24 protein-coding genes are annotated in these 23,761 nt (G+C 71.7%); 15 read left to right on the forward strand and 9 right to left on the reverse strand.

Annotated features, from left to right (window positions below; genetic code table 11):
• Nucleotides 1-84: 84 nt before the first annotated feature.
• The 7 genes from kdd to K6T13_RS09150 all read left to right on the forward strand — a co-directional run bounded on the left by kdd (nucleotide 85) and on the right by K6T13_RS09150 (nucleotide 6,950).
• Nucleotides 85-1,128, forward strand: coding sequence for an L-erythro-3,5-diaminohexanoate dehydrogenase (gene kdd, locus K6T13_RS09120; RefSeq protein ID WP_222894283.1), 1,044 nt, complete (start codon nucleotides 85-87; stop codon nucleotides 1,126-1,128).
• Nucleotides 1,128-2,744, forward strand: a complete 1,617-nt coding sequence (gene kamD, locus K6T13_RS09125; RefSeq protein ID WP_222894284.1) for a lysine 5,6-aminomutase subunit alpha — start codon at nucleotides 1,128-1,130, stop codon at nucleotides 2,742-2,744. Before kdd ends, kamD begins: the two co-directional genes overlap by 1 nt.
• The gene (gene kamE, locus K6T13_RS09130) at nucleotides 2,741-3,487 is read left to right on the forward strand and encodes a lysine 5,6-aminomutase subunit beta (protein WP_222894285.1); all 747 of its coding nucleotides are present in this window, start codon (nucleotides 2,741-2,743) and stop codon (nucleotides 3,485-3,487) included. The genes kamD and kamE overlap by 4 nt, the downstream gene beginning before the upstream one ends.
• Complete coding sequence (kal, locus tag K6T13_RS09135; RefSeq protein ID WP_222894286.1) at nucleotides 3,487-3,876, forward strand: 3-aminobutyryl-CoA ammonia lyase; 390 nt, start codon at nucleotides 3,487-3,489, stop codon at nucleotides 3,874-3,876. Before kamE ends, kal begins: the two co-directional genes overlap by 1 nt.
• Nucleotides 3,877-4,256: 380 nt before the next feature.
• Entirely contained in the window at nucleotides 4,257-5,804 is a 1,548-nt protein-coding gene (gene lnt / locus K6T13_RS09140) for an apolipoprotein N-acyltransferase (protein ID WP_249423689.1), read from the forward strand.
• On the forward strand, nucleotides 5,752-6,498 hold the full coding sequence (locus K6T13_RS09145; RefSeq protein WP_249423690.1) for a polyprenol monophosphomannose synthase: 747 nt from the start codon (nucleotides 5,752-5,754) through the stop codon (nucleotides 6,496-6,498). Before lnt ends, K6T13_RS09145 begins: the two co-directional genes overlap by 53 nt.
• Nucleotides 6,499-6,509: 11 nt before the next feature.
• Nucleotides 6,510-6,950: an FxsA family protein gene (locus K6T13_RS09150; RefSeq protein ID WP_249423691.1), complete on the forward strand. Its 441-nt coding sequence runs from the start codon at nucleotides 6,510-6,512 to the stop codon at nucleotides 6,948-6,950.
• Nucleotides 6,951-6,953: 3 nt separating this feature from the next.
• On the opposite strand, the gene K6T13_RS09155 is transcribed toward K6T13_RS09150, so the two are convergent.
• The 3 genes from K6T13_RS09155 to K6T13_RS09165 all read right to left on the reverse strand — a co-directional run bounded on the left by K6T13_RS09155 (nucleotide 6,954) and on the right by K6T13_RS09165 (nucleotide 9,638).
• Nucleotides 6,954-7,337 carry an RNA polymerase-binding protein RbpA gene (locus K6T13_RS09155; RefSeq protein WP_222894290.1) on the reverse strand — a complete coding sequence of 128 codons (384 nt, stop codon included), beginning with the start codon at nucleotides 7,335-7,337 and terminating at the stop codon, nucleotides 6,954-6,956.
• 151 nt (nucleotides 7,338-7,488) lie between these two features.
• Nucleotides 7,489-8,841 (reverse strand): MFS transporter, encoded by a 1,353-nt coding sequence (locus tag K6T13_RS09160; protein WP_222894291.1) that lies wholly within the window; start codon nucleotides 8,839-8,841, stop codon nucleotides 7,489-7,491.
• The gene (locus tag K6T13_RS09165; RefSeq protein ID WP_249423692.1) at nucleotides 8,838-9,638 is read right to left on the reverse strand and encodes a glycerophosphodiester phosphodiesterase family protein; all 801 of its coding nucleotides are present in this window, start codon (nucleotides 9,636-9,638) and stop codon (nucleotides 8,838-8,840) included. Before K6T13_RS09165 ends, K6T13_RS09160 begins: the two co-directional genes overlap by 4 nt.
• An 88-nt stretch (nucleotides 9,639-9,726) precedes the next feature.
• On the opposite strand from K6T13_RS09165, the gene K6T13_RS09170 reads away from it, so the two are divergent.
• Nucleotides 9,727-9,987: a TFIIB-type zinc ribbon-containing protein gene (locus K6T13_RS09170; protein ID WP_222894293.1), complete on the forward strand. Its 261-nt coding sequence runs from the start codon at nucleotides 9,727-9,729 to the stop codon at nucleotides 9,985-9,987.
• A gap of 10 nt (nucleotides 9,988-9,997) precedes the next feature.
• On the forward strand, nucleotides 9,998-10,855 hold the full coding sequence (gene ppk2 / locus K6T13_RS09175; protein WP_222894294.1) for a polyphosphate kinase 2: 858 nt from the start codon (nucleotides 9,998-10,000) through the stop codon (nucleotides 10,853-10,855).
• 7 nt (nucleotides 10,856-10,862) lie between these two features.
• On the opposite strand, the gene K6T13_RS09180 is transcribed toward ppk2, so the two are convergent.
• A complete protein-coding gene (locus K6T13_RS09180; protein ID WP_222894295.1) occupies nucleotides 10,863-12,389 on the reverse strand; it encodes a helix-turn-helix domain-containing protein in 1,527 nt (508 codons plus the stop codon).
• A 77-nt stretch (nucleotides 12,390-12,466) separates the two neighbouring features.
• On the opposite strand from K6T13_RS09180, the gene K6T13_RS09185 reads away from it, so the two are divergent.
• Both K6T13_RS09185 and K6T13_RS09190 read left to right on the forward strand, forming a co-directional pair.
• The gene (locus K6T13_RS09185; protein ID WP_222894296.1) at nucleotides 12,467-13,483 is read left to right on the forward strand and encodes a zinc-dependent alcohol dehydrogenase family protein; all 1,017 of its coding nucleotides are present in this window, start codon (nucleotides 12,467-12,469) and stop codon (nucleotides 13,481-13,483) included.
• Complete coding sequence (locus tag K6T13_RS09190) at nucleotides 13,480-15,159, forward strand: alkaline phosphatase D family protein (protein WP_222894297.1); 1,680 nt, start codon at nucleotides 13,480-13,482, stop codon at nucleotides 15,157-15,159. The genes K6T13_RS09185 and K6T13_RS09190 overlap by 4 nt, the downstream gene beginning before the upstream one ends.
• Here K6T13_RS09190 and K6T13_RS09195 read toward each other — a convergent pair.
• Both K6T13_RS09195 and K6T13_RS09200 read right to left on the reverse strand, forming a co-directional pair.
• Entirely contained in the window at nucleotides 15,149-15,307 is a 159-nt protein-coding gene (locus tag K6T13_RS09195; RefSeq protein ID WP_222894298.1) for a hypothetical protein, read from the reverse strand. The two genes, K6T13_RS09190 and K6T13_RS09195, sit on opposite strands and share 11 nt — an antisense overlap.
• Before the next feature lie 163 nt (nucleotides 15,308-15,470).
• Nucleotides 15,471-16,673 (reverse strand): cysteine desulfurase-like protein, encoded by a 1,203-nt coding sequence (locus K6T13_RS09200; protein ID WP_222894299.1) that lies wholly within the window; start codon nucleotides 16,671-16,673, stop codon nucleotides 15,471-15,473.
• 398 nt (nucleotides 16,674-17,071) lie between these two features.
• On the opposite strand from K6T13_RS09200, the gene K6T13_RS09205 reads away from it, so the two are divergent.
• The 3 genes from K6T13_RS09205 to K6T13_RS09215 all read left to right on the forward strand — a co-directional run bounded on the left by K6T13_RS09205 (nucleotide 17,072) and on the right by K6T13_RS09215 (nucleotide 20,384).
• Nucleotides 17,072-17,521, forward strand: a complete 450-nt coding sequence (locus tag K6T13_RS09205; RefSeq protein WP_430227052.1) for a helix-turn-helix transcriptional regulator — start codon at nucleotides 17,072-17,074, stop codon at nucleotides 17,519-17,521.
• 5 nt (nucleotides 17,522-17,526) lie between these two features.
• Nucleotides 17,527-17,937, forward strand: a complete 411-nt coding sequence (locus tag K6T13_RS09210; protein WP_222894300.1) for a VOC family protein — start codon at nucleotides 17,527-17,529, stop codon at nucleotides 17,935-17,937.
• Between the two features lie 83 nt (nucleotides 17,938-18,020).
• Nucleotides 18,021-20,384, forward strand: coding sequence for an ATP-binding cassette domain-containing protein (locus K6T13_RS09215; RefSeq protein ID WP_222894301.1), 2,364 nt, complete (start codon nucleotides 18,021-18,023; stop codon nucleotides 20,382-20,384).
• Here the strand turns inward: K6T13_RS09215 and K6T13_RS09220 are convergent.
• Nucleotides 20,372-21,745 carry a polysaccharide deacetylase family protein gene (locus tag K6T13_RS09220; RefSeq protein ID WP_222894302.1) on the reverse strand — a complete coding sequence of 458 codons (1,374 nt, stop codon included), beginning with the start codon at nucleotides 21,743-21,745 and terminating at the stop codon, nucleotides 20,372-20,374. The genes K6T13_RS09215 and K6T13_RS09220 overlap by 13 nt on opposite strands.
• Nucleotides 21,746-22,036: 291 nt before the next feature.
• The gene (locus K6T13_RS09225; RefSeq protein WP_222894303.1) at nucleotides 22,037-22,528 is read right to left on the reverse strand and encodes an inorganic diphosphatase; all 492 of its coding nucleotides are present in this window, start codon (nucleotides 22,526-22,528) and stop codon (nucleotides 22,037-22,039) included.
• Between the two features lie 100 nt (nucleotides 22,529-22,628).
• Here K6T13_RS09225 and K6T13_RS09230 point away from each other — a divergent pair, with 100 nt between their 5' ends.
• Nucleotides 22,629-23,315 carry a peptidylprolyl isomerase gene (locus tag K6T13_RS09230; RefSeq protein ID WP_222894304.1) on the forward strand — a complete coding sequence of 229 codons (687 nt, stop codon included), beginning with the start codon at nucleotides 22,629-22,631 and terminating at the stop codon, nucleotides 23,313-23,315.
• Between the two features lie 6 nt (nucleotides 23,316-23,321).
• Here K6T13_RS09230 and K6T13_RS09235 read toward each other — a convergent pair whose 3' ends face one another.
• Complete coding sequence (locus tag K6T13_RS09235) at nucleotides 23,322-23,750, reverse strand: OsmC family protein (RefSeq protein ID WP_222894305.1); 429 nt, start codon at nucleotides 23,748-23,750, stop codon at nucleotides 23,322-23,324.
• Between the last annotated feature and the right edge of the window lie 11 nt (nucleotides 23,751-23,761).

Here is a 23,761-nt window from a genome sequence, read left to right on the forward strand (position 1 = left end):
GAGAGTACGAGAACACCATCCGGCAAGTCCAACCACCCGCCGGAGGATTTGCGGGTGATCGACGAAATCAGTGGAGAAGAGACAGTGACGACCTCCGTGGCGAGCGACCCGACCGGGCTGCACCGGGTCCTCGACGACGTCGCGGTGCTGCCCCAGGCCGCCGCCCGCCTCGACACCCGGCGCGAGCTCTGGCCCGACGAGGTGCGGGTGCGCGTGGAGCGTCTCAACCTCGACGCGGCCTCGTTCCGCCAGCTCGAGCGCAAGCACGACGGCGACGGCGACGCGGTCCGCGCCGAGGTGCTCGGCATCGTCGCGGCGCGGGGCAAGATGCAGAACCCCGAGACGGGGTCCGGCGGGATGCTGGTCGGCACGGTCGAGGCCGTGGGGGAGGAGTCGCCGCTGGGCCTCCGGGTCGGCGACCGCGTCGCCACCCTGGTCTCCCTGACCCTCACCCCGCTGGTGATCGAGGACGACCTGGCGCGCTGGGACGGCCGGAGCGAGCAGGTGCCCTGCGACGGCTACGCCGTGCTCTTCGGCCGCTCGATCGCGGCCGTCCTTCCCGACGACCTGGCCCCCGAGCTCAGCCTCGCCGTGATGGACGTCTGCGGCGCTCCCGCGCTCACCGCCCGCGTCGTCCGGCAGTACGCCGCCACGCGACGGCCCACCGTGGCCGTGATCGGCGGCGCCGGCAAGTCCGGCTCGCTCAGCCTGGCCGCTGCCCGCGACGCCGGCGCCGACCGGTTGCTCGGCGTCGTACCCCATGAGCAGGAGGCCGAGCGGCTCCGGGGCGCCGGTCTCGCCGACGCGGTGGTCGTCGCCGACGCCCGCGACCCCATCGCACTGCGCGACGCGGTCACCGCGGCCGGCGGCCCGGCCGACATCACCGTGGTGTGCGTGGACGTCCCCGGTTGTGAGGGCGGGGCGATCCTCGCCACGGCCGAGGGCGGCACGGTGATCTTCTTCTCCATGGCCACCTCCTTCCCGGCCGCCGCCCTGGGGGCGGAAGGCCTGGCCGCCGACGTCACGATGCTGGTCGGCAACGGGTACGTGCCCGGCCACGCGGCGTACGCGCTGGAGCTGCTGCGGGCGAACGACGGCGTCCGGCGACTCTTCGAGGAGCGGCTCTGATGGTCTCGACAGGCTCGACCAACGTGGGGTCCCGGCGGACCGTGGGACGGCTGGAGCTCGACCGCGAACGGGTCAAGCAGGCCCGGGCGCTGGCGCGCAAGGTCGGCCGGCCGGTGGTGTCGTTGGCCAAGAGGCACACGACCGTCTCGGTGGAGCGCGCCACCCTGCGCCTCGCCGGCCTGGCCGGCGCGGACCCCGACGGCACCCCGTGGGTCAACCGGCTCGCGGAGGTCGTCCGCGCCGACGTCGGGCTCGAGCACGGGGTGGCCCTGCCTGTCTGGGACGCGCTGCTGCGCGGCGAGGCCGACGACCTGCTCACCCTCGCGCAGAAGGCGGGCGCCGGGTCGGTCCGCTTCCGGCTCCCCGAGGGTCGCGACGCCACCCGGGCCACCGCCGCCTCGAGGAAGGCCGTCGGCGCCGGGATCCGGCGCATCGACCAGCGCCGCCACGAGCGCGAGCGGCTCATCGCCCGGGTCGGGGACGCCCCGAGCAAGCCGTGGATCTACCTGATCGTGGCCACCGGCGACATCCACGAGGACATCCCCCAGGCGCAGGCGGCCGCCCGCGAGGGCGCCGACGTGATCGCGGTGATCCGGTCGACGGGCCAGTCACTGCTCGACTTCGTGCCCGAGGGCGCCACCCGCGAGGGCTTCGCCGGCACCTACGCCACCCAGGAGAACTTCCGGCTGATGCGGGCGGCCCTCGACGAGACGTCGCGGGAGCTCGGCCGCTACGTCCGGCTCACCAACTACGCCTCCGGGCTGTGCATGCCCGAGATCGCGGCGCTGGCGGGGCTCGAGCGACTCGACATGATGCTCAACGACTCCATGTACGGGATCCTCTTCCGCGACATCAACCCGATCCGCACCTTCGTCGACCAGCGGTTCAGCCGGCAGGTGCACGCCCGGGCGGGGATCATCATCAACACCGGCGAGGACAACTACCTCACCACCGCCGACGCCGTCGAGGCCGCTCACACGGTCACCACCAGCCAGCTCCTCAACGAGTACTTCGGCAAGGAGGCCGGGCTCGAGGACTGGCAGCTCGGGCTGGGCCACGCCTTCGAGATCGACCCGGACATCCCCGACTCGTTCCGGCTCGAGCTGGCCCACGCCATGCTGGCGCGCGACCTCTTCCCGAAGGCGCCGCTGAAGTGGATGCCGCCGACGCGCCACATGACCGGTGACGTCTTCCGCGGCTACCTGCTCGACGGCTTCTTCAACCTCGTGGGTGCGCTCACGGGGCAGGGCATCCTCCTGGTCGGCATGATGACCGAGGCAGTGGTCACGCCGTGGCTCTCCGACCGCGACCTCGCTCTCCAGAACGTCCGCTACGTCATGAACGCCGCCGGCAACCTCCACGAGGACTTCCGGCCCGCCCCCGGCGGCTTCATCGAGAAGCGCGCCCAGCACGTCCTCGACGAGACCATCACCCTGCTCGACCAGATCGCCCACGACACCTCCGCAGCGGGCCTGCCGCCGCTGCTCTCCGCGATCGGCGACGGCACCTTCGGGCTGATGAAGCGCCCCGCCGACGGCGGCCGCGGCCTCGACGGCGTGGCCCGCAAGTCGACCAGCTACTACAACCCGGCGACCGAGATCCTGGAGGAGCGATGAGCCCGCTGCGCCCGTACGGCGACACCACCGGCGACGGCATGGTGCAGCTGTCCTTCACCCTGCCGATGCCCCACTCCAAGGTCGCCGACGGCGCCGCGCTCCAGCTGGCCAGCAAGATGGGCATGGACCCCGCCCTGGTCGTGCACAGCAAGCCGATGGGCGAGGGCTTCACCTTCTTCGTGGTCTACGGCCGGGTCAACCACCTCGTCGAGCCGGACCAGGTGACCGTGGTCGAGCGCGACTTCCCGCTGCTCACCCCCAAGGAGGCCAACGCCGCGATCAAGCGCTCGCTGCGGCGCCGGCTGGTCGTGGTCGGCGCCTGCATCGGCACCGACGCCCACACCGTCGGCATCGACGCGATCCTCAACATCAAGGGCTGGGCAGGGGAGAAGGGGCTCGAGTACTACCGCGAGCTCAAGGTGGTCAACCTCGGGGCCCAGGTGTCGGTGCCGGAGCTCGTCGAGCGCTCGCTCGCCGAGCACGCCGACGCGGTGCTCGTCTCCCAGGTCGTGACCCAGCGCGACGCCCACCTCCTCAACACGCGCGAGATGTCGGCCGCCTTCCGCGAGGCGTTCCCCGCGGGCAAGCGGCCGCTCCTCGTCGTGGGTGGCCCCCGATTCGACGAGGCCATGGCCGACGAGCTCGGGGTCGACCGGGTCTTCAGCCGTGGCACCACTCCCGGGGAGGTCGCCTCCTACCTCGTCCACCGGGTGACCGACCGCCCCACCCGGAAGGCTTCGTGATGACCAACGCCGAGGTCGGCATGACCGTGCGACACCGCCGCTACGTGCCGTACTCCCACGCCCACTACGCCGGCAACCTCGTGGACGGTGCCTACAGCCTCGGGCTGTTCGGCGACGTGGCGACCGAGATGTGCATCCGCACCGACGGCGACGAGGGGCTCTTCGCCTCCTACTCCGACGTCCAGTTCCACGCCCCGGTCCGGGCCGGAGACGTGCTCGAGATCAGCTGCGCGGTCACCAGGGTCGGCACCCGGTCGCGCACCCTCGACTTCGCTGTCCACGTCCTCGCCCGAGGCGCGGCCACCCCCGACCGGCCCGGCGCCGCGGAGGTGCTGGACGCCCCGCTGCTGGCCACCTCGGCCACCGGCACCGTGGTCGTCCCGGCCTGACCCGGCCGACAAAGGAAAATCTCTCCCACACTTGCGTGAACGAGAGGTGCGTCTGACCTGCGGGTTCGCGCGTCGTCGCAGGTGAGGGGCCGGTTGACAGGATCCCGCCCAGCAACCAAGGTGCGGTTTGTCCGTCCATGCAGTTCGTGGTCGGCGGACCGGCGTCCGAGTGATCGCGTCGGAGGTGGTCCCTCCAACGCCGTCCGATGTGGTTCGCGAAGGCCGGTCCGACGCCGCGAGTTCGGACGCGGAAGGGCCCCTGGTTCCCTAGACAACTTCCCGGGCTCTGGCAGCCAGTCGGGGGTGGGAAGGCCCGAAGGACGCAGTGGCCCTTCCGCGCCTGCCACGCCCGGCCACGCGCCTCCCGGTACCGTGAAGACGTGCTGTCCCGGACCGGCCTGGCCCTGCTGGCCGGCGTGCTGCTGGCCCAGGCCTTCGAGCCCGTCGGGCTCGTGGTCCTGCTGCCGGTGGGGATCATGGGGCTCGCGCTCGCCGTCCGCGGCCTCCCCGCGCGACGCGCGTGGCTACCGGGCCTCGCGTTCGGGCTCGGTTTCCACCTGGTGCTCCTGTTCTGGATGCGGGTGGTCGGGTACGACGCCTGGTTGGCCCTGGCCGGCCTCCAGGCGGCCTTCCACGCGCCGCTCGGCGTCCTCGCCGCCTGGGTGATGCGGCTGCGCGGGGGACCGGTCTGGTTCGCCGCCGCCTGGGTCGCGGTGGAGACCGTGCGCTCCTCCTGGCCCTTCAGCGGGATGCCGTGGGGCCGGCTGGCCTACGCGACCGGCGACACCCTGTGGCAGGACGCCCTGCCGTGGGTGGGCATGACCGGCCTCTCCTTCCTGCTCGCCCTGCTGGGCGCCCTGGCCGCCGAGGTCGTCGCCCGCACGGGTCGCGCCCGCGTGGTGGCGGCGGCTGTCGCCGGGGGAGTGGCCGTCGTCTCGCTGGTCCCGGCCCTGACCGCCTACCCCGTCCCCACCGTCGGCGACAGGCAGGTGGCCGTCGTGCAGGGCGACGTGCCGGGGGACGGCAGCGACATCCTGCTCGACCACCGGCAGGTCACGCGCAACCACGTCGAGGCCACGGTCGCGCTGGCCGGCGACGTCCGCGCCGGGCGTGCCCCCGCGCCCGACTTCGTGGTCTGGCCGGAGAACTCGACCGCGGTCGACCCGTTCCGCACCGCGGACGTCAACGCCGCCATCCGGAGCGCCAGCGACGCCATCGGCGTACCCGTTCTCGTGGGCGCGATGGTGGACTCGGGCCCGGAGAACGTGCTCAACCAGAGCATCGTGTGGGAGCCCGGCGTCGGTGCGACCGACCGCTACACCAAGTGGCACCCCGTGCCCTTCGGTGAGTACATCCCCTGGCGCGGGGTGTTCCAGGAGAACTTCGGGCGCCTCGCGCTGATCCCGCGCGACATGCTCAGCGGCACCCGGGAGGAGCCGATCGTCCTGGGTGACACCCCGGTGGCGGCTGCCATCTGCTTCGACGTGGCCTACGACGACGGCATCCACGCCCAGCTCCTGCGGGGCGGCCAGCTGGTGGTCGTGCAGACCAGCAACGCGATGTTCATCCACACCAACCAGATCGACCAGCAGTTCGAGATCAGTCGGCTGCGGGCGGTCGAGACCGGTCGTCACGTCCTCGTGGCGGCGACGAACGGCGTCTCGGGCGTCATCGCCCCTGACGGTGAGGTCGTGGCGCGCGCCGGCACCCGGACCCAGGCCGTGCTGCAGGAGCAGGTGTCCCTGGCCACCGGCATCACCCCCGCGGTGCGCCTGGGGGCCTGGCCCGGTCGGGTGGCGGTCGTCGCCACCCTGGTGGCGGCAGCGTGGTCGGTGCTCACGTACCGTCGGCCGCGACCTGGGGAGGGGGTGGATGATGAGCTCGGACGAGCGGACCGTGATGGTCGTCCCGACCTTCAACGAGCGTGACAACCTCGCGTGGATCGTGGGTCGCCTGCACGCCGCCCATCCCGACGTCGACGTCCTGGTCGTCGACGACAACTCACCGGACGGCACCGGCGCCGAGGCCGACCGGATGGCTGCGGCGGACGACCGGGTCCACGTCCTGCACCGCGCGGGGAAGAGCGGGCTGGGGGCGGCGTACCTCCACGGGTTCTCCTGGGCACTGGACGCCGGGTACGACGTCATCGGCGAGATGGACGCCGACGGCTCCCACCAGCCAGAGCAGCTGGACCGGCTGCGCAGCGCCCTCGACGACGCCGACCTGGTGATCGGGTCGCGCTGGGTCCCCGGCGGTTCCGTGGTCAACTGGCCGCTCCACCGGCGGGCGCTGTCGCGCGGTGGCAACCTCTACGTCCGCTGGCTGCTGGGCATCGGTGTCCGCGACGCCACGGCCGGCTACCGGCTCTTCCGCCGGCAGACGCTCGAGAAGTTGGACCTGGCCACCGTGCGCTCCACCGGCTACGTCTTCCAGACCGACCTGGCGACTCGGACCCTGCGTGCGGGCCTCACCGTGCGCGAGGTGCCGATCGAGTTCGTCGAGCGGGTGCGCGGTGACTCCAAGATGAGCGGTGCGGTCGCCGTCGAGTCGCTGCGCCGGATCACGGTGTGGGGGCTGCGCGAGCGGTGGGCGCAGCTCGGGCGCCTGTGGGGGCGCCGATGAGGAGGGCGGGCGTGCTGCGGGTCCTGCTGGTGGTGGCCTTCGTCGGGGTCCCGCTGCTGGAGATCTACCTGCTGATCGTGGTGGGCCGGGTCATCGGGGCGTGGTGGACGCTGCTGCTCCTCGTGCTCGCCAGCGTGCTCGGCGCCTGGCTCGTACGTCGGGAGGGCGGCCGGACCTGGCGGGCACTGACCGAGGCGCTCCGTACGGGACGGATGCCGGCGCGCGAGCTGGCCGACGGCGCGCTGGTGCTCATCGGCGGGACCCTGATGCTCACCCCCGGCTTCGCGACCGATGCCGTCGGGCTGCTGCTGGTGCTGCCGTTCTCGCGTCCGGTCGCCCGTCGGGCGCTGACGGCTGCCGTGTCACGGCGGCTGCTGGGCACCGACACAGGACGACGCCCCGGTCCTCCGACCGGTGGGCCGGTGGTCCGGGGCGACGTGGTGGACGAGTGAGGGTCAGCTGACCTTCTTCTTGCGGGTCGACGCCCGGTGCAGGTGGGCCGGCCCGATCTCTCCGCCGCGCAGCAGCTCGAGGCGCTCCTTGAGGATGTCCTCGAGCTCCTTCTCCGAGCGGCGCTCCAGCAGCATGTCCCAGTGGGTGCGGGCGGGCTTCTCGGCCTTCGCCTCGGGCTGGATGCCGGAGACGCTCAGCGACTCCGCCCCGCAGCGCGGGCACTCCCACGTCGCCGGGATCTCGGCCTCGTCCGACATCGTGATCTCGAACTCGTGGCCACGCTCGCACCGATAGCCGACCTGCTGTCGGGCCGCGAACTCGATGCCGCGCTCGTCCTCGAAGCTCTGGCCTCCGAGCCGAGCTCCACGCAGTGTGCGCTCCGCCATGAGCCACCTCCTGAACCTATGGTCCCCCGATGACCGCGCACTGAAACGTGCTGGTGAGGTGTTCCAGGACGCGGGCGTGCGGATCTTCCGCCGCTACGTCGTTCAACGGTACGACCCCCGGCGCAATTCCCCGAATCGCCGCCGAGGCGGTTCAGATCACGCTCGGGACCTTGTTTCCCGCCTCGCGGATACCCCGGGCGGTGTCGACCCGGAGCAGCAGCAGCCCACCGATGACGAAGAACACGATGAGCGCGAAGATCGCCGGCCGGTAGGAGCCGGTGAGCGTGAAGACGATGCCGAAGACGAGGGTGCCGAACCACGACGTGCCGCGCTCCATCGCGTGGTAGAAGCTGAAGTACTCGGCCTCCTTGCCGGCCGGGATGAACAGCGAGAAGTAGGACCGCGCGAGGGCCTGGGTGCCGCCGAGCACGATGCCGATGGCGACCCCGAGGGCGAGGAACGGCAGCAGCGCACCCTCGGGAACGAACAGGGCGAGGGTGACGATGACCATCCAGACGACCAGGCCGAAGAGAATCGTCCGCTTCGCGCCGATCCTCGCCGCCGCCCGACCAAAGGCGAGAGCGCCGAAGACCGCCACGAACTGCACCAGCAGGTAGACCGCCAGCACGGTCCCGGTGTCGAAGCCGAGCTCCTCCACCCCGTAGACCGACGCCTGGCTGATCACCGTCTGGATGCCGTCGTTGAAGAACAGGTAGGCCAACAGGAAGGTCAGCGCGGTGGGGTAGTGGCGCATCTCCTTGAGCGTCTGCCACAGCTGCCCGAAGCTGCGGGCGAAGACGCCGCCCTCGACGTGCTCGACGTCGCGGGGCGGCCGGTTCTTGATGCCCCGGAACGGGATGAAGGTGAAGCCCGCCCACCAGACGGCCGCCGAGAGCAGGCTGATGCGCACCGCCAGGCCCTCCTCGAGCCCGAAGGTCCCGTGGAAGCTCACGAGCACGAAGTTGAGGGCCAGCAGCAGCCCGCCGCCGGCGTACCCCATGGCCCACCCGCGAGAGGAGACCCGGTCCCGCTCGGTCTCGGTGGAGATCAGCGGCAGGATGGAGTCGTTGAAGACCGCGGCCGCGCCGAAGCAGAGGTTGGCGGCGATGAAGGACACCACGCCGAGCTGCCAGTTGTCCCCGGTCATGAAGAACAGCAGCGCGGCGAACGCGGCGCCGGCCCACGCGAAGCCCGCGAGGAGGTCCTTCTTGCGGGCCGTCCGGTCGGCGACGGCGCCCAGCGGCGGCAGGACCAGCGCCGAGATCAGCGTGGAGGTCGTCACGACGAACGCCGGGAGCGCCCCGGGCGCCACCTCGAACCAGAGCAGCCCGACCCGGTCGTCCACGGCGGCGTTCTTGGCGACGGCGATCAGGTAGGGCCCGAACAGCACGCCGGCCACCGTGGTGGCGAACGCGCTGTTGGCCCAGTCGTAGAAGTACCAGGCCCGCTGCTCCCTGCCCCCGCTCGTGGACGCGCGGTCGGCTGCGCCGGTCGTTGCACTCATGCGTTGTCCCTCCACAGCCCGCGGTCGACGAGCACGTCCCTGAGTATGTCGGTCCGGTCGGTCATCAGGCCGTCGACACCACGGTCGAGGAGCAGCCGCATCTCGTCGGGGTCGTCGATGGTCCAGCAGTGCACGTGCTTGCCGGCCGCGTGCGCGCGCCGCACCAGGCCCGGCGTGGTCACGGTCAGCGGCCCCTGCCGGTGGGGGATCTGCAGGGCGGCGAAGTGCCCGCCGGTGACGAGCGTGGCCATCCGGGCCGACGGCAGGAAGCGGAACGCGGCCACCTCGAGCGGGTGCGCGGAGGTCGCGACGCGGCCCCCGCTCAACCGGCGGAACCGCTGCAGCCGCCGGCGGGAGAACGACCCGACGAGCACCCGGTCGTGGGCCCCGTGCTCGTCGAGGAACCGGGCGAGCAGGGGTACGGCGGCCTCCGCCTTCACGTCGATGTTGAAGCGGCAGTCGGGGAAGGCCTCGAACAGCTCGCCCAGGGTCGGGATCGGCTCCGTGCCGGCGATTCGCACGTCGGCGAGGTCGGCGTGGTCGATGTCGAGCAGCCCGCCGTTGGTGCCGGTGACCCGGTCCAGGAAGGCGTCGTGGAACGCCAGCAGCACGCCGTCCCGGGTCGCGTGGACATCCGTCTCGAGGTAGCGGTAACCCAGCGCGACGGCGTGCCGGAACGCCGCCATCGTGTTCTCCAGGCCGACCAGGTGGGGGTGCGTGGCACCACCCCGGTGGGCGAACGCCAGCGGTATCGGGTGGTCGTCGAGGAACGGGTAGCCGGTCCGGGGCGCGGTCACGAACCGCAGTATCCACCCCGCGCGGCCGGCCCGGGCGGCGCCCGCGCGCCGGGTCGAGGGTCTGCCGGGGGAGGAGTACGGTCGCCACATGGACGAGTTGACCTGCCCCCGCTGCGACTCCGCCATGGTGAGCCGACCCCTCGGGACCGGTCAGGTGAGCCAGTGCCCCGACGGGCACGGCGTCTTCCTCGAGCGTGCCGAGCTCGGCAACCTCATCGAGGCCGAGAACGACTGGCACCGCAACGCCAGCCAGTCGACGGCTCCGTTGCCCAGGATCACCGCCGACATGACGGCGCCGCCCGCCTCGCGCACCCCTGCCCGGGCCTGGGTGGAGACGCTGTTCCGGTAGGCCACCGGCGATGACGCTCCTGCCGCCGGCCGGCGCCGACGACCCGCGGGAGCTCCGCGACGTCGGCCGCGACCCGGAGCGTTACACCAAGAAGGGCAAGCTGCGGCGCGACGTCTACGACCACGAGATCGAGCGGCTGCAGGAGCAGCTGGTGCAGCTGCAGTACTGGATCCAGCGCCAGGGGCTCAAGGTCCTCGTGATCTTCGAGGGCCGCGGCTCGGCCGGCAAGGGTGGGGTGATCAAGCGGATCACCGAGCGCACCAGTCCCCGCACCGTGCGGGTCGTGGCGCTGCCTCGGCCCACCGAGCGCGAGCAGACGCAGTGGTACTTCCAGCGCTACGTCGAGCACCTGCCGGCAGCTGGGGAGATGGTCCTGTTCGACCGCAGCTGGTACAACCGCTCCAACGTGGAGTGGGTGATGGGCTTCTGCACCGAGGAGGAGCACCAGGAGTTCCTGCGCTCCTGCCCGGAGTTCGAGCGGATGCTGGTCCGGTCCGGGATCACGGTCCTCAAGTACTGGTTCTCGGTGTCCTACGAGGAGCAGCGCAAGCGGTTCGAGGCCCGCAACGCCGAGCCGCTCAAGCGGTGGAAGCTCTCCGACATGGACCTCGCCGAGCACGAGCTCTACGTGCGCTACTCGATGGCGAAGGACACCACGTTCCAGTACACCGACATCAAGCAGGCGCCCTGGTACGTCGTGCCCTCCGACGACAAGCGCGCGGCCCGGCTCAACTGCATCTCCCACCTGCTGAGCTGCTTCGACTACGAGGACGTCGCCCCCGGCGTCGTCGAGCTGCCGCAGATGCGCCAGGAGCCCTACGTCCGCCCGCCCCTGCAGGAGCAGACCTTCGTGCCGCAGCGCTTCTGACCAGGGGTTAAATGTCGCGGAAGGCCTCGATGGTGGCGCCGAGCTGGTTGAGCCGCTCGGCGAGGTCCTCGTAGCCGCGGTGGATGACGTAGGTCGACCGCAGGACCGAGGTGCCCTTGGCTGCCAGCATCGCCAGCAGCAGCACCACGGCCGGCCGCAGCGCCGGCGGGCACATCATCTCGGTGCCCGTGAAGCTGCTCGGGCCCTCCACCATCACCCGGTGGGGGTCGAGCAGCTTGACCTGGCCGCCCAGCTTGTTGAGGTCGGTGAGGTAGATGGCCCGGTTCTCGTAGACCCAGTCGTGGATCAGGGTCTGCCCGTTGGCGACCGCCGCGATGACGGCGAAGAACGGGAGGTTGTCGATGTTGAGGCCGGGGAACGGCATCGGGTGCACCTTGTCCAGCGGTGCGTGGAGCACGCTTGGGTGGGTGGAGATGTCCACCAGCCGGGTGTGACCGTTGAGCGCGACGTACTCCTCGGAGCGGGTGTACTGGAACCCCATCTCCTCCAGCAGCGCCAGCTCGATCTCGAGGAACTCGATCGGGACCCGCTCGATGGTGATCGAGGAGTCGGTGACGATCGCCGCGGCCAGCAGCGACATCGCCTCGATGGGGTCCTCCGCGGGCGCGTAGTCGACATCGATGTCGATCTGCTCGCGGCCGGTCACAGTGAGCGTCGTGGTGCCGATCCCCTCCACCGTGACGCCGAGCCGCTCGAGGTAGAAGCAGAGGTCCTGGACCATGTAGTTCGAGGAGGCGTTGCGGATCACCGTGGTGCCCGGGTGGAGGGCAGCGGCCATCAGCGCGTTCTCGGTGACGGTGTCGCCGCGCTCGGTCAGCACGATCGGACGGCCCGGGGCGACCTGGTTCTCGACCCGGGCGTGGTAGCTGCCCTCGGTCGCCTTCACCTCGAGGCCGAAGGGCCGCAGCGCCGACATGTGCGGCTCGACCGTGCGGGTCCCGAGGTTGCAGCCGCCGGCGTAGGGCAGCTCGAAGTTCTCCGAGCGGTGGAGCAACGGGCCGAGGAACATGATCACCGACCGCGTGCGGCGGGCGGCCTCCTCGTCGATGTTGGACAGGTCGAGCTCGGCGGGCGGCACGATCTCGAGGTCGTTGTCGTCGTTGAGCCAGCGGGTCTGCACGCCGAGCGAGTCGAGCACCTCGAGCAGGCGGTTGACCTCCTCGATGCGCGCGACCTTGCGCAGCGTCGTGCGGCCGCGGTTGAGCAGCGTCGCGCAGAGCAGCGCGACGCCGGCGTTCTTGGAGGTCTTGACCTCGATGCTCCCGGACAGCGTGGTCGGTCCGGTCACGCGCAGGTGCGTGGGCCCGGCCCCCAGCGCCACGATCTCGGAGTCGAGCGCGGAGCCGATCCGGGCGAGCATCTCCAGGGACAGGTTCTGGTGCCCCTTCTCGATGCGGTTGATCGCGCTCTGGCTCGTGGAGAGCCGCTCGGCGAGCTGCTGCTGGGTCATCCCGCGGTGCTTGCGGGCGTCGCGGATGAGGTTCCCGATCCGGCCCTTGTAGTCCTCGGTCATGGCGGCACCGTATCTCAGATATGAGATACGGGCATCATCCGTGGGGCGGGGTGGCACCGCCTGCAAGGATGCCAGCCATGCGTGCGACCACCATCCACGGGCCGGGTGACATCCGCCTCACCGACGTGCCGACACCGGGGATCAGCAGCCCCACCGACGCGGTGGTGCAGGTGACCGCCGGTTGCATCTGCGGGTCGGACCTGTGGCCCTACCGCGGCGAGAACCCGATCGAGGTGGGGTCGACCATCGGCCACGAGTGCGTGGGAGTGGTCGCCGAGGTCGGCTCCGAGGTGCGGTCCTTCCGCCCCGGCGACTTCGTGGTCGTGCCGTTCGTCCACTGCGACAACACCTGCCCGCACTGTCGGGCCGGGATGCAGTCGGCCTGCGAGCAGCAGGGCTTCACCCTCAGCGGTCAGGCCGAGTACGCGCTGGTGCACCAGGCCGACGGCAGCCTCGTCGGCACCGCCGACCAGCCGGACGCCGAGCTCGTCCCGTCGCTGTTGACGCTCTCCGACGTGATGGCGACCGGGTGGCACGCCGCGGTGACCGCTGGAGTGTCCCCGGGTGACACCGCCGTCGTCGTCGGCGACGGCGCCGTCGGGCTGTGCGGGGTGATCGCCGCCGCGCAGCTGGGCGCCGAGCGGGTCGTGGTGATGTCGCGCCACGAGCCACGCCAGCAGCTCGCCCGCCGCTTCGGCGCCACCGACGTCGTCGCCGAGCGCGGGGAGGAGGGGGAGGCAGCGGTCCTCGAGCTGACGCGCGGGGTGGGCGCCGACGCGGTGCTCGAGTGCGTCGGGACCGATGCCGCCATGCAGACCGCCTTCGCGGTGGCCCGGCCGGGGTCGACCGTCGGCTTCGTGGGTGCACCACACGGGGTCGAGCTGCCGGTGCGCCGGATGTTCAGCCGCAACATCGGCCTCGCCGGCGGCATGGCGCCCGTACGCCGCTACCTGCCCGAGCTGCTCGACCTCGTGCTCGCGGGCACCATCGAGCCGGGGCTGGTCTTCGACCTGACGCTGCCGCTCGACAAGGTGGCGAAGGGCTATGAGGCGATGGACGAGCGCCGCGCCATCAAGGTGCTGCTGCAGCCATGACCGGGCTGGTCCTGGGGCCGATGCTGCGGCACGTCGACGAGACGACGGCCAGCATCTGGGTGCAGACCGGGCAGGCGGCGACCGTCACCGTCGAGGCGGGCGACCGGCGCGCGTCGGCTGCCACGTTCGGGGCACACGGCCATCACTACGCGCTGGTGGAGCTGACCGGGCTCGAGCCGGGCAGCCGCACGGCGTACCGGGTGCTGCTGGACGACGACCCGGTCTGGCCGGCACCCGTCGACGACTTCCCGGACCCCGTGATCGCGACACCGTCTCGGCAGCAGCAGCTCCGGCTCGCGTTCGGGTCCTGCCGGGTGAGCGTCCCGCACGACGCCGAGCACACCGACGACTACGGCGTCGACGCGCTCCGCGCCTACGCGCTCCACCTCGCCAAGAACGCCGGTGAGCGGTGGCCCGACCTGCTGCTGCTCCTCGGCGACCAGGTCTACGCCGACGAGACCAGCGACGAGATCCGGGAGTTCATCAGCCACCGCCGCAGTCTCGAGGAGCCGCCGGGAGCCGAGCTGCAGGACTACGTCGAGTACGCCGAGCTCTACCGGCTCGCCTGGAGCGACCCGGCCAACCGGTGGCTGCTGTCCACGGTGCCGACGGCGATGATCTTCGACGACCACGACATCCGCGACGACTGGAACACCAGCTGGACCTGGCGCCAGCAGATGGCGGCCAAGCCGTGGTGGCACGACCGGATCGTCGGCGGTCTCGGGTCCTACTGGGTCTACCAGCACCTCGGCAACCTGTCGGTGGCCGAGCGCGCCGAGGACCCCCTGTGGCAGAAGGTCGTGGCCCACCAGGGGCCCGACGAGCTCGACCTCACCGCCGCCCTCGACGCGTTCGCCGAGCGGACCGACGAGCAGCCCGACACCTACCGCTGGAGCTTCGCGCGTGACTTCGGCGGGACCGCGCGACTGGTGGTCGTGGACTCCCGGGCAGCGCGGGTGCTGACGCCCGAGCAACGCTCGATGATCGACGCCACGGAGATGGCGTGGCTGCACGAGCAGATGCTGGGCGGGTTCGACCACCTCCTGGTGGGGACCTCGCTGCCGTTCCTGCTGGCCCCCGGCCTCCACCACGCCGAGGCCTTCAGCGAGGGCTTGTGCAACGGGGCGTGGGGGAGGGGAGTGGCCCGGGTCGGGGAGTGGTTGCGACAGGTCGTCGACATGGAGCACTGGGCGGCCTTCCAGCCGGGGTTCCAGGAGGTGGCCGACATGACGCTCGCGGTCGCGTCCGGAGAGCTGGGCGACGCGCCGAGCACCGTCACGTTCCTCTCCGGCGACGTCCACCACAGCTACGTCGCGACCGCCGCACCGGACGCAGAGGTCAGCAACCGGGTGGTGACCAGCCGGATCCTGCAGGCCGTGTGCTCACCGATCCGCAACCCGCTCCCGTCGGCGATGCAGCGGGTCACCACCTGGGGCACCCGACGGTGGCTCGCCCGGGTCCCGCGGCGGCTGGCGCGCTGGGCGAAGGTCCCGCCGTCGCCGCTGACGTGGGGCATCGAGCGTGGTCCCTGGTACGACAACAACCTGGCGGTGCTGGAGACCGGCGACCGCGGCGGGCTGACGATGCGGTGGTACGCCGGCGACGTGACGGGTCGGGCGTCGGACGACCCCGTGATCCGGACGGTGGCGGAGTTCGAGGTGCCGGTCAGGCCGTGACCAGCGGGGCCGAGCCCGGCATCGCGACCGGCTCGCAGGTGCAGGTCTCCGAGCACGCGAGGAAGGTGTGGACCCCGTGGCCGCAGCGCTGGCACAGGAGGTCGTGGGAGAGGTGCCGGCCCGATCCGCTGTCGACGGTGTCCCACATGGCGTTCATCCTCGGGTGATGAGTCGGAAGAAGTGCGTGAGATCACGGTAGGAGCGCGCCGACCCGCCCCGTCGACGACTCGCCAGAAGTTGGTCCGCAATGACCACCCCACCTAGTCACGGCGGACCGAGGACCCCCGACGTTCGACGGGGTCGGGGCGTTCTCAGCGGGGGAGGACGCCGTCCAGCGCCGCCAGCAGCCGGTCGACGTCCTCGGCGTCGTTGTAGGGGGCCAGCCCCACCCGGAGGGCGCCGGTCGCTCCGAGCCCCAGCCGCTGGCAGGGCTCCCAGGCGTAGCAGTGACCTGAGGAGATGCTCACCTGCCGCTCGCCGAGGGCCGCGTGGACCTCCGCCGGCTCCACCCCGGCGATCGAGAAGTAGAGCGTCGAGGTCCGCCGCGGAGCCCGCGACCAGACGGTGACGCCGGGTCGGCCGAGGAGCCAGTCCTCGATCCGGCGGCGCAGCCCGTCCTCGTGCTGCTCGATGGCGTCGTACGCCGACACGAGGCGGTCGCGCCGGGGGCCGTCGCTCTCGCCCAGCGAGGCGAGGACGTCCACCGCCGCCGTCGTGCCGGCCATCAGCTCGTAGGGCAACGTGCCCAGCTCGAACCGCTCCGGCACCTCGTCGGTGGAGGGGACGAGCTTGTCGGGGTGGAGCTCCTCCAGCAGGTCGGGGTCGGCCGCGAGGACCCCGCAGTGCGGACCGCCGAACTTGTAGGGGGAGCAGGCGTAGAGGTCGGCACCCAGGCCGGCCAGGTCGGGCACCTCGTGGGCGGCGTGGTGGACGCCGTCGACGAAGACCAGCGCCCCGGCCTCGTGGGCCAGGTCGGCCAGGGCCCGGACGTCGGGGCGCGTGCCGAGGACGTTGGAGGCCCCGGGGAGCGCCACGAGCCGGGTCCGGTCGCCCAGGACCGCCTCCAGGTGCTCAGGACGCAGCTCCATCGTCTCGGTGTCGAAGTCGGCCCAGCGCACCACGGCCCCGACGCGCTCGGCGGCCTGCACCCACGGGCGGATGTTGGCGTCGTGGTCGAGCCGGGTGACGACCACCTCCTCGCCGGGTGACCACGACCCGGCGAGCGTGCGGGCGAGGTCGTAGGTGAGTGCCGTCATGCTCCGTCCGAAGACGATGCCCCGCGGGTCCGCCGCCAGCAGGTCGGCGAGCGCCTCGCGGCACGCCACGACCACCTCGCCGGCCGCTCGCTGGGGTCGTGAGTGCGGGCTGCGGTTCGACAACGGCCCGCCGAGGGCCGAGCTCACGGCGTCGATGACGGGCTGGGGCACCTGCGTGCCTCCAGGGTTGTCGAGGAAGACCTCACCACTGGCGAGGGCCGGGTAGAGGGAGCGCACCTTCGCCACGTCGTAGGCCATGGCACGTTCCTAGCAGGCCGGTCCTCGGCACACCCGGGTGTGGTCCGGGTGTGCCGAGGGTCTGCGACGTCAGCGACGCCGCATCAGACCACGGAGCAGGGTGCGCGCGCCGCGCTCGACGTCCCGGTTGGCTGAGCCGCCGGCGGCGGGACGCCCCGTCGCCGGACCGGTCGTGGTGCCGCCGACGGGTCGCCGGCGACCGCCCCCGGCGAGACGTCCGAGGATCCCTCTGAGCATGGTGTCCTCCGTCCTGTCGCCGTCGGCAGCCGGGTGGCCGACGAGAACGACGACGACGTCTCGAGCCCATCACGAGGTGCGGGGCGGTGGCTCCCCCGCAGGGGTGGAACCCGCCCTCCGTCCTGGTCGCGGGAGGTCGCCGCCCGTGGAAGGATCGTGGTGTGGCCACCGTCCCCGCCGCGGAGCAGCGGCTCCGTGACCTCGCCCTGCTGCGGCGGGTGCGCGACCGGATGGACCGCGACTACGCGCAGCCGCTCGACGTCGAGGCCTTGGCCCGGGGCGTCAACATGTCGGCGGGCCACCTCAGCCGCCGCTTCCGGCAGGTCTACGGCGAGTCGCCCTACAGCTACCTGATGACCCGTCGCGTGGAGCGGGCGATGGCACTGCTGCGCCGCGGTGACCTCAGCGTCACCGAGGTCTGCTTCACCGTGGGGTTCTCCTCGCTCGGGACCTTCAGCAGCCGGTTCAGCGAGCTCGTCGGGACCTCCCCGAGCAGGTACCGGGAGCAAGCGGCGCCGACCGGGCCGGAGATGCCCTCGTGCCATGCCCGACAGGTCACCCGACCGATCAGGAATCGAGAAGCACGGCCGCACGGACCATCACTAGCGTGACGCCCATGGACATCACCATCCACTACGCCTTCCTCCCGCACACCGACCCTGACGCCTCCCTCGCCTTCTACCGCGACACCCTCGGCTTCGAGGTGCGCAACGACGTCGGCTACGAGGGCATGCGGTGGATCACCGTCGGCCCTGCCGGACAGCCGGGGACGAGCATCGTGCTGCACCCGCCCGCCACCGACCCCGGCATCACCGAGGAGGAGCGGCGCACGGTCCTCGAGCTGATCGCGAAGGGCAGCTACACCGCCATCGCCTTCGCCACGCCCGACCTCGACGAGGTCTACGGCAAGCTGGAGGCCAGCGGCGCGGAGGTGCTCCAGGAGCCGACCGACCAGCCGTACGGCGTACGGGACTGCGCGTTGCGCGACCCCGCCGGCAACCTGATCCGCATCAACGAGGTGGCGTGAGCGGCCCGACGCGATGAGTCCGGGCCGAAGGTCCGCACGCCCGCGCCGACGACGCCCACGACGCCACACGACCGAGGAGCCACATGAGCAAGGGCCAGCAGCACCCGGCCGACCGCCACGACCTGATCCGGGTCCAGGGGGCCCGGGAGAACAACCTCCGCGACGTCAGCGTCGAGCTGCCGAAGCGGCGGCTCACGGTCTTCACCGGGGTGTCGGGGTCGGGCAAGAGCTCCCTGGTGTTCGCCACCATCGCGGCCGAGTCGCAGCGGATGATCAACGAGACCTACAGCGCCTTCGTGCAGGGCTTCATGCCCACGCTGGCGCGGCCCGATGTCGACCTCCTCGACGGCATCACCACCGCGATCATCGTCGACCAGGAGCGGATGGGCGCCAACCCGCGCTCGACGGTCGGCACCGCCACCGACGCCAACGCGATGCTGCGGATCCTCTTCAGCCGGCTGGGCGAGCCGCACGTCGGGCCGCCGACGGCGTTCTCGTTCAACGTGCCGACCCGTCGCGCGGGCGGCGTGATGAGCACCGAGAAGGGCGGCCGGGTCGAGAAGAAGGTCGTCAAGGACGCCGTCTACCTCGGCGGGATGTGCCCGCGGTGCGAGGGGATGGGCAACGTCTCCGACTTCGACCTCACTGCGCTCTACGACGAGTCCAAGTCGCTCGCCGAGGGTGCGCTGACCGTGCCCGGCTACAGCATGGACGGCTGGTACGGGCGGATCTTCAGCGGCGCCGGCCTGCCCATGGACAAGCCGATCGGGAAGTACACGAAGCAGGAGCTCGACAAGCTGCTCCACGGTGAGCCGCAGAAGATCAAGGTCGAGGGGGTCAACCTCACCTACGAGGGCATCATCCCCAAGATCCAGAAGTCGATGCTCTCCAAGGACGTGGAGGCCATGCAGCCCCACGTCCGGCGGTTCGTGGAGCGGGCCATCACCTTCACCACCTGCCCCGACTGCGAGGGCACCCGCCTCACCCGGGAGGCGCTGTCGTCGCGGGTGAACGGCAAGAACATCGCCGAGCTGTGCCAGATGCAGATCAGCGACCTCGCCGACTGGGTGCGCGACCTCGACGAGCCGACGGTCAAGCCGCTGCTCGGCGGGATCCAGCACCTGCTCGACTCCTTCGTCGAGATCGGCCTCGGCTACCTCTCGCTCGACCGGCCCGCGGGCACGCTGTCCGGGGGAGAGGCACAGCGGACCAAGATGATCCGCCACCTCGGCTCGTCGCTCACCGACGTCACCTACGTCTTCGACGAGCCGACGATCGGGCTGCACCCCCACGACATCCAACGCACCAACGAGCTGCTGGTCCAGCTGCGCGACAAGGGCAACACGGTGCTGGTCGTCGAGCACAAACCCGAGACGATCGCCATCGCCGACCACGTCGTCGACCTCGGACCGGGCGCGGGCTCCGAGGGCGGCACGGTCTGCTTCGAGGGCACCGTCGAGGGTCTCCGCGCCAGCGACACCACGACCGGCCGGCACCTCGACGACCGGGCGGCCCTCAAGGAGACCGTGCGGTCGGCCACCGGCGCGCTCGAGGTGCGTGGGGCCGACACCCACAACCTGCAGGGGGTCGACGTCGACGTCCCGCTCGGCGTGCTGTGCGTGGTCACCGGGGTCGCCGGGTCCGGCAAGAGCTCGCTGATCCACGGCTCGGTCGCGGGTCGCGACGGTGTGGTGGTCGTCGACCAGGGGGCGATCAAGGGGTCGCGACGCAGCAACCCGGCGACGTACACCGGGCTGCTGGAGCCGATCCGGAAGGCCTTCGCCAAGGCGAACGGCGTCAAGCCCGCACTGTTCAGCTCCAACTCCGACGGCGCCTGCCCGACCTGCAACGGGGCCGGGGTCATCTACACCGAGCTGGGGATCATGGACACGGTCGAGTCGCCCTGCGAGGAGTGCGAGGGGAGGCGGTTCCAGGCGGCGGTGCTCGAGTACACCTTCGGCGGCAAGGACATCAGCGAGGTGCTGGCGATGTCCGTCGCGGAGGCGGAGTCGTTCTTCGGCGAGGGTGACGCCCGGACGCCGGCGGCCCACAAGATCCTCGGGCGGCTGCACGACGTCGGGCTCGGTTATGTCAAGCTCGGTCAGCCGCTGACGACCCTCTCGGGCGGGGAGCGGCAGCGGCTCAAGCTGGCCGTGCAGATGGCCGACAAGGGCGACGTCTACGTCCTCGACGAGCCCACGACCGGCCTGCACCTGGCCGACGTCGAACAGCTGCTCAACCTGCTGGACCGGCTGGTCGACAGCGGGAAGTCGGTGATCGTCATCGAGCACCACCAGGCCGTGATGGCGCACGCTGACTGGATCATCGACCTCGGTCCGGGCGCCGGGCACGACGGCGGCCGGGTGGTCTTCGAGGGCACCCCGGCCGCGATCGTGGCCGACCGCACGACGCTCACCGGGGAGCACCTCGCGGCCTACGTCGGCTGAGGTGGCTCCGGCCCGGGTGGCGGTGGCGGTGGCGGTGGCGGTGGCGTGATGGTCACGGTCGCCGGGCGGCCCACCCGGACCGGTCCGGAGCGGACCACCTCGACGGTGAAGGTCTCCTCGGTCTCCTCGAGGGCGTCCGGGAGCAGCCTCACGTCCAGCCGGAGCACCGTCTCGCCGGGTTGCAGGACCGTCCGGACCCGCCTCGCGACGTAGTCGTCGCCGTCGGCCGTGCCGTGCCTGGTCCTCACCGTGAGCGGGATGGCCTTGCCGCTGGCCCGGGAGAGGCGCAGCTCCACCGTGGCCGTCGTCGGACCGGTGACCGGTTCGAGCACCGAGAGGTCCTCGCCCCGGATGACCGGTGGCCGGTCGACGTCGACGATGCGCACGGAGCGCTCGCGGCGGCCCAGCCGGACGCCGCGGGCGCCGCCCAGGACCACGCGGAACCGCTCGGTGTGCTCGTCGAGACCGTCCCGGCGCACGGGGATCCGGACCCGGGTGGCGAGCCTGCCGGCGGGGATCACGACCCGACGGGCGACGCGCGCCACGTCGCGCCCGATCCGGGCCGTGGAACCGCGCGTCCGCACCACCACGCTGGTGGCGCGTCCCGGCGGCCCGCTCAGCCGCACCGTGGCCACCGCGGCGCCACCCTCACGGACGCGGTCGGAGACCGAGAGGGACGCCGTCGGGGTGTGGAACCCCGGTCGGCCACGTTCGTCGAGGGCCGTGAAGCAGTAGCCGCGGGCGCGAGCGCCGCGGATCACCCGCGGGACTGCGGCGACCGAGGTGGGCGAGTGGCCGACCCCGTCGTGCTGCAGGACGATGTTCTGGGCGTTGGGCCGCAGCCCGGCGAGGATGCGGTTGGCGATCTGCGCCGCGGTGCCGCCGGCCCAGTCACGGGAGTCGACGGTCCAGAGCACCGGCACGTAGCCGGAGGCGTGGATGGCACGCAGGGCGGTGTCGTCGAGGGCGCCGTACGGCGGACGCATCAACCGGGTCGGATGGGTCCCGGCCCGGCGCAGCGCCCGCTGGGTCGCTCGCAGCGTCTGCGCCACCTCAGCGGCGCTCTGCGTCCGCATGTCTGCGTGCGCCCAGGTGTGGTTGGCGACGAGGAAGCCGGCCCGCTCGACGCGGCGCGCTGTCGCGGGGGCGGCGGCGACGCGCTGGCCGACCATGAAGAACGTGGCGGGGACCCCGGCGCGGCGCAGGATGCGCACCAGCCGGTCGGTCGGGCCGGCCGGTCCGTCGTCGAAGGTGAGGGCGACGTACCCGGAGCGGCACCCTGCCGCCCGTTCCTGCTGCTCCGCCGCTGCAGGTCCTCCGATGACGGCCAGCCCGGCCGCGACCATGCCCACCGCCGGCATCAGCGACAGGGGAACGCGTGCGCGGGGCGGTCGAGGCACAGGACGAAGGTCCGGGAACGACAGCCGTCAGGGTGCCGGAACAGGTCAGGCTTACCCGATCTCGGGGATACGGACGGTGTCGCGGCGCGGACGCCCGACGTCTTCGCACGTCTTCCGTCCGTCAGATGCGCTCGAGCACCCGATGGTCACGGAACGGGAGGACGAGGACCCCTCTCCGCCCTCTGCCACGCCTGACTGAATCGCCGATAAGCGACATTATGTCAGTATGCGGAGGGTTGACGTCGGGTGCTCTCATCCCCCGGCCAGCAGGGCCTCGACCGCTCCGTCGCGGTCCAGGTGCTCCAGCACCTCCACCGTCGGCCCCTCGAGCATCCGGTAGGCGGTGAAGAACGCGTCGAGCTCTTCGACGAACGCCGGTGGCAGGTCGGCGAGATCACGCAGGTGGTCGCCGTGGTGGTCACGCTCCGGCACGGCGACGAGCTTGGTCTCGACGATCTCGCCGACCTGCAGCCGGTAGCCCCCGATGACCCGGCACGGCATGTGGACACCCGGAAAGGTCGGTTCGTCGATCAGCACCAGGGCGTCCAGCGCGTCGCCGTCCTCGCCGTCGGCGCCGATGACATAACCGTAGTCCCCCGGGAACCCGGCCGGCCCGCCCAGCCGCCGGTCGAACCAGATCGTGCCGTCGTCGCTCGCTTCGTACTTGTTGCGGCTGCCCCGCGGGATCTCCACGACCACGTCGCAGGAGCCGGAACGGTGGCGCTGTCGGCTGGTGTGAGTCATTCCGGCCAACCTACCCGTGCCCGGGCCCCGTCCACCCGACCACCCGTCCACCAGACCACCCGCGGCGCCGGCGCGGACGCCGCTCTCCTACGATCGCCCCATGCCGACCCGCCTGCTGGCCCTGCCGGCCACCCTCCTGCTCGCCCTGGCCCTCGCCGCGTGCTCCGACAGCGGGGACGACACCGCCGCCGACCCTGCAGCTGAGGACGCACCCCAGGAGTCCTTCACCGGCGAGACGACGCAGTGCTCCTACACGGACACGGGCAGCGCCGCCCGCGACGTCGAGCAGCCGCCGACCGAGGCCCAGGCCGAGGGCGAGGTGCCGGTGACCCTCAGCACCTCCGTGGGCGACGTGTCGGTGACCCTGGACGCCGCCGGGGCCCCCTGCACGGTCAACTCGTTCGTCTCCCTCGTCGAGCAGGGCTACTACGACGACACCCAGTGCCACCGGCTCACGACGCAGGGCATCTTCGTGCTGCAGTGCGGCGACCCGACGGCCACCGGGACCGGCGGCCCCGGCTACTCGTTCGGTGACGAGGTCGCCGAGGACGCGTCGTACGGCGCGGGCACGCTCGCCATGGCCAACGCGGGTCCCGACACCAACGGCTCGCAGTTCTTCATCGTCTACGAGGACACCCAGCTGCCTCCGGCCTACACCGTCTTCGGCAGCGTCTCCGGGGAGTCCCTGGAGGTCGTCCAGGAGGTGGCCGCGGACGGCACCGAGAGTGGCGCCCCGGACGGACCGCCGAGCACCGAGGTCACGATCGAGGCCGCGGCCGTCGGCTGAGGCGGTTCAGGCGAGCCGGTAGTCCACCGGCTCGCCCAGCTGCACCGTGCGACTGACCGCACAGAGGCGGTCGCGACTCATGTCGACGGCCTTCGGCAGCATCTCCCGGGCGGCGTCGCCCCCCTCCCCCTCGGGGAAGCTGACCTCGAAGGTCAGGGTGATGTCGACGAGGTGGTTCCCGTGCTCATCACGCACCTTGTGCCCGCTCGCGGCGACCCGGAAGCCGTCGGCGAGCTCACGCTTGCCCGTGATCGCATCCACGTCGAGAGCGCTGCAGCCCGCGATCGCCGCCAGCAGCATCTCGACAGGCGTGAAGTCGGGGTCCTCTCCCCCGTTGCCGAAGTAGGTCTCACCGCCGCGGGCGTTCGTCGCCTTGAAGCGCTCGGCACCGATCTTGGTCAGCTCGACGGAGCGGAAGGTGTCGGAGGAGGTCATGGCGCAACCCT

Origin of the sequence: Nocardioides coralli, assembly GCF_019880385.1 — a bacterium.
GTDB lineage: Bacteria > Actinomycetota > Actinomycetes > Propionibacteriales > Nocardioidaceae > Nocardioides > Nocardioides coralli.